This window comes from Capnocytophaga sp. oral taxon 380 str. F0488 (assembly GCF_000318255.2).
In the GTDB taxonomy this organism is placed as follows: Bacteria; Bacteroidota; Bacteroidia; order Flavobacteriales; family Flavobacteriaceae; genus Capnocytophaga; species Capnocytophaga ochracea.
This window is the reverse complement of record NZ_KB291193.1, coordinates 1-5132: the sequence shown is the minus strand read 5'-3', so window position 1 is coordinate 5132 and position 5132 is coordinate 1. Positions and strand designations below refer to the sequence as shown.

Below are 5132 nucleotides of genomic sequence, written 5' to 3'. Positions count from 1 at the left end.
TTTTCAAAAAGAAAAATATACTATGATATAGGTACCTTATACGAACCTTAAACGAATCTTGAACGAATGTTGGACGATAGATGGCACTTTTTTGGGAGGAGGCATTTTGTGAAATAGAGTTTTGATGGAAAAATGTACTACTTATGTAGCTTGTAGGGTAGAAAAATGTACTGAGTAGGGGAGAGGGCATTTGGGTATGGCTGGGATTTAAGAAAAAGATAAGGTGAAGGGTAGTAGTAAAAGTGTTGAAAAAGAGGACATAGAAGCAGTTTGCAAGAATTGAGATATACAGCTTAATACATTAATTATGAATAAATTAAAGGAGTTATATGCAGTTTTTTTAGTTTTTTTATTTGCGTAGTTCATTTTTTATTTGCACCTTTGTAAGATTTTTTGATACACTTGCGCCCTAAATGGCTTGGTGTTTGTGAACTAAAAAATGTAAAAACAGAAACAGAAAACTTATGATGAAGAAAGTCCTTTATTTTTCATTTTTTGCACTTCAGCTTTCGGTATTCACGGCTTGTAATGATACCCCTAATGCTGAGAAGGCAACCGCTTCGGCTACTGTTGAGGCACCTAAACCTCCGGTGTATGAATTTGGTTTTAACCTGAATGATTACACGATAGTGAAAGATACGATTAAGCAAGGTGATACCTTTGGTAAACTATTAGAAGAGAACAACATAGGAGCGGTGGATATTCATAATATCACCCAAAAAACCAAAGGAGAGTTTAACCCTAAGAATATACGTACGGGTAAGGTTTACGCTTTTTTGTACGATAAAAAAGACCCCTCGAAACCCCATAGCTTTATCTATCAGCCGAACGTTACAGATTACGTAGTGGTGCGTCTTGGAGACTCGGTTCACGCTTACAAAGCGCAACGCAAAGTAACGATTGTGGAAAAGGCATTGGCAGGAAGTATCAACAGCAATCTTACAGTTGATGCGCTTGCGGCGGGTATCAGTGCGAATGCTACTTACCAAATGGGACAGATTTTTGATTACACCATCGACTTTTTCCGCTTGCAAAAAGGTGATAATTTTAAGATTATTTATGAGGAACGTTATGTGGACGACACTATTTTTGCGGGAGTTGAGAGAGTGAAAGCGGCTTATTTTGAGTGGCAAGGGAAACCTTATTACGCTTTTAACTTCACTACCGATTCGGCAAAAGGTACAAATGGCTATTACGACGAAAAAGGGAATATGATGAAGCGAATGTTTTTGAAATCGCCTTTGGATATCTTCCGCATTACGTCTAAATTTGGAATGCGTTTTCACCCTGTGCTTCACCGTATGAAGGGACATTTTGGTACCGACTATGCAGCGCCTACGGGTACGCCTATACGGGTGACAGCATCAGGAACGGTGATTGAAGCGGGCTATGGTTCGGGTAATGGTAACTACGTGAAGGTACGCCACAACAATATGTATATAACACAGTACTTGCATATGTCGAGAATATTGGCACGCAGAGGACAACACGTATCGCAAGGACAGGTGATTGGACTTGTGGGAAGTACCGGCTTGGCAACAGGTCCTCACGTGTGCTATCGTTTTTGGAAGAATGGAAGACAAGTAGACCCACTCAGAGAGAAGCTACCAGAATCGGTGCCTATTGATGCGCGACTTAAAGCTAAATATTTGAAGGAGATTGCGCCACTAAAAGAACAGCTTGATGCGCTAAAAGCGACCCCTATTGAAATGGAAGAGGAGGTAACGAATGTACAAAAGCAAACGGTGTCGTAACAATGGTTAATGATTAGTGATTAATGGTTAATTGAGCAGAAATACAAATGAAAAAGTTTATTTTTTATCTATTGGCTCTTGTGGGCTTTACCGCCTCAGCACAAGTGTATGAATTTAAGGTAGTAACCGCTATTGAATCGGTAGTACCTTCGGGAGCAGGACGTTCGCGACTTATCTCGGCTAATGAAACACGCAATTATAAAGAATTTACCACTACGCGCTCGGAAGAAGGAGACGAACGCAACAAAAGCGACCGTGATGAGATTCGCGTAAAGGGCTTTGATGAGACCAAACTCCTCAACTTCTTTAATCTCGGGGGGATTCGTTTTCAGAACATCGCTGCCAACGATGCTCTTATCACTTCTAAGTTGAACACAATGAGTGAAGAAGGCTGGGAACTTGCTTTTGTTACCAGTGGAGTAGAGAGCAATGCAGGAAGCAATGATTCTACAGGTATTTTTATCACCCGTTTTGTGTTTAAAAGACTGAAAAAGTAAGTTTCATTAAGTAATTTGTAAATTAGCAAATTAGCTAAAGGTGAGGCGTCATTATTTTGTAGTTTTGCACTCTGAAAAGACAGATGTTAGTTGCTATTACATAGATTATAATTAAACAAATAGAGAATTCAACTGATTATTAAGATAATTAACTTTGCCAAAGTTTCAAACTTTGGCAAAGTGAAAGGTGCAAAATTTACAGACTAATTTGTGATTGACTATAAAAAGAATAACAACATTAAACATATATAAATAAAAATGTTAAAAAATAGTAATCCAACACAAACCAATGCGTGGAAAGCATTGCAAAAACATTTTGCGGAAGTAAAAGACCGCCATATGCTTTCTCTATTTGAGAAAGACCCCGCTCGCGGGGAGAAATTTGCCATCAAATGGCACGACTTCTATGTAGATTATTCTAAAAACCGCATAGACGAAGAAACCCTTAAACTCCTTGTGCAACTCGCTGACGAATGTCACCTTAAAGATGCTATCGAAAAGTACTTCGGTGGCGACCTTATCAACAACACCGAAAAACGTGCGGTTTTGCACACCGCCCTTCGCGCACCCGAAAATAGCGTGATAAACGTAGATGGCAAAAACGTAATGCCCGAAGTAGTAGCTGTAAAACACAAAATCAAACAGTTCGGCGAAGAGGTCATCAGTGGCAAACGCAAAGGTTATAGCGGTAAAGCCTTTACCGATGTGGTGAACATTGGTATCGGTGGCTCTGACCTCGGTCCGGCAATGGTAACTGAGGCGCTTAAATTCTATAAGAATCACCTCAACGTACATTTCATCAGCAATGTAGATGGTGACCACGTGCTCGAAACTATCAAGCACCTCAACCCCGAAACTACCTTGATAGTGATTGTATCTAAAACATTCACAACACTCGAAACCCTTTCGAATGCGCTTACTGTAAAAGAATGGTTCCTCAAATCAGGCTCAGAAAAAGATATTGCTAAACACTTTGTAGCGGTGTCTACTAACTTGCAAGAAATCGATAAATTCGGTATAGACCCTGATAACGTATTCCCTATGTGGGACTGGGTAGGCGGACGCTTCTCGTTGTGGAGTGCCGTAGGCTTGAGCATTGCCCTATCAGTAGGTTATGATAATTTTGATAAGTTGCTCAAAGGAGCTCACGCTATGGACGAGCATTTCCGCACTGCTCCTTTTGAGAAGAATATTCCAGTAGTATTGGCATTGCTCAGTGTGTGGTACAACAACTTCTACGGAGCCGAAAGTCAGGCGATCATTCCTTATACTCAGTATTTGCACCGCTTGGCTGCGTACCTACAACAAGGTATAATGGAAAGTAACGGTAAACAAACCGATCGTGATGGCAACCCTGTAAGTTACCAAACTGGGGTAATCATCTGGGGTGAACCAGGAACGAACTCTCAACACGCGTTCTTCCAACTTATTCACCAAGGTACTAAATTGATACCTACTGATTTCATTGGCTTTAAACACTCATTGCACGGCAATACCGACCACCACAACAAGCTAATGGCTAACTTCTTTGCACAAACCGAAGCTCTTTTAAAAGGTAAAACCGAAGCCGAAGTGCGTAAAGAAATGGGTGACAAGGTAAACGAAGCCTTAGTGCCTTTCAAAGTGTTTACAGGAAACCGCCCTACAACCTCTATCCTCATCGATAAACTCACCCCTGAAAGTTTGGGTAGCCTTATCGCAATGTATGAGCATAAGATTTTTGTAGAAGGTGTGATTTGGAACATCTATAGTTACGACCAATGGGGCGTAGAGCTCGGCAAACAGTTGGCAAGCAAAATCCTTAAAGACATCACCGCTAGCGAACTCTCTGCTCACGACAGTTCCACAACCAATTTATTAAAACAATTCAAAAAATAGGTTTCAGGTATCAGGTTTCAGGGGTTATACTTAACACCTGAAACCTGACCTCTAACACCTAACATCTGAAAATGATTCACATTAGAACAGCCGAAGAAATAGAACTACTACACCAAGCAGCCCAAGTAGTATCACGCACTTTGGGGATAATGGCAAAAGAAGTAAAACCAGGGGTAACGACCCTATATTTAGATAAAATCGCCGAAGAGTACATCCGTAGTCAAGGGGCTATCCCAGGATTTTTGGGTTTGTATGGCTTCCCTAACACCCTATGTATGAGTCCTAATGCGCAAGTAGTACACGGTATCCCTAACGACCGCCCATTGCAAGAAGGCGACATCATCTCAATAGATTGTGGGGCACTGAAAAACGGTTACTATGGCGACCACGCTTATACTTTCGAAGTAGGCGAAGTAGCCCCCGAAGTAAAAGAACTCTTGCGCGTAACCAAAGAATCACTGTATATAGGTATCCGTCAGTTTCGTCCGGGTAACCGAGTAGGTGATGTAGGGCACGCTATACAACAACACTGTGAGGCACACGGCTATGGAGTAGTGCGCGAACTCGTCGGTCACGGCGTAGGGCGCAAAATGCACGAAGACCCCGAAATGCCTAACTACGGCAGACGCGGTAATGGTAAAAAATTCAAAGACGGAATGGTAGTAGCCATAGAGCCTATGATTAATTTAGGTACTAAGAGCATACGCCAACTCAAAGACGGTTGGACAATCCTCACCGCCGACGGCAAACCTTCTGCCCATTTTGAACACGATGTAGCTCTGATTGACGGCAAACCTAAATTGCTCTCCACCTTCAAGTACATATACGAAGCCTTAGGCATTGAAAGCAATGAAGAAGACGAGTTTTTGCTCAATTAGATGAATGAACACCTTTATTTCCAATATCTCTGACAATTCTGAACCTTATGTAAAGGTTTCAGAAGCTGAACTACACTCTATAGATGAAGGTTTAGAAGAGGCAAAAAAAGGTGTCTTTATTCCTC

General features: G+C 41.4%; 4 protein-coding genes. All 4 read left to right on the top strand.

Translation table 11 applies throughout. The features are described 5' to 3' along the window. Window positions 1-464: 464 nt before the first annotated feature. Window positions 465-1754 carry a peptidoglycan DD-metalloendopeptidase family protein gene (locus HMPREF9078_RS04565; protein WP_009419571.1) on the top strand — a complete coding sequence of 430 codons (1290 nt, stop codon included), beginning with the start codon at window positions 465-467 and terminating at the stop codon, window positions 1752-1754. A 47-nt stretch (window positions 1755-1801) separates the two neighbouring features. Next, entirely contained in the window at window positions 1802-2251 is a 450-nt protein-coding gene (locus HMPREF9078_RS04560) for a hypothetical protein (protein WP_002674390.1), read from the top strand. A gap of 258 nt (window positions 2252-2509) precedes the next feature. Then, window positions 2510-4129, top strand: coding sequence for a glucose-6-phosphate isomerase (gene pgi, locus HMPREF9078_RS04555; RefSeq protein WP_009419570.1), 1620 nt, complete (start codon window positions 2510-2512; stop codon window positions 4127-4129). Window positions 4130-4200: 71 nt separating this feature from the next. After that, entirely contained in the window at window positions 4201-5007 is an 807-nt protein-coding gene (gene map / locus HMPREF9078_RS04550) for a type I methionyl aminopeptidase (protein WP_009419569.1), read from the top strand. Window positions 5008-5132: the final 125 nt, after the last annotated feature.

Bases quoted from the DNA above. Each gene is read 5' to 3' on its own strand.
- HMPREF9078_RS04565 (WP_009419571.1), top strand. From the start codon at position 465: ATGATGAAGAAAGTCCTTTATTTTTCATTTTTTGCACTTCAGCTTTCG.
- HMPREF9078_RS04560 (WP_002674390.1), top strand. From the start codon at position 1,802: ATGAAAAAGTTTATTTTTTATCTATTGGCTCTTGTGGGCTTTACCGCC.
- pgi (WP_009419570.1), top strand. From the start codon at position 2,510: ATGTTAAAAAATAGTAATCCAACACAAACCAATGCGTGGAAAGCATTG.
- map (WP_009419569.1), top strand. From the start codon at position 4,201: ATGATTCACATTAGAACAGCCGAAGAAATAGAACTACTACACCAAGCA.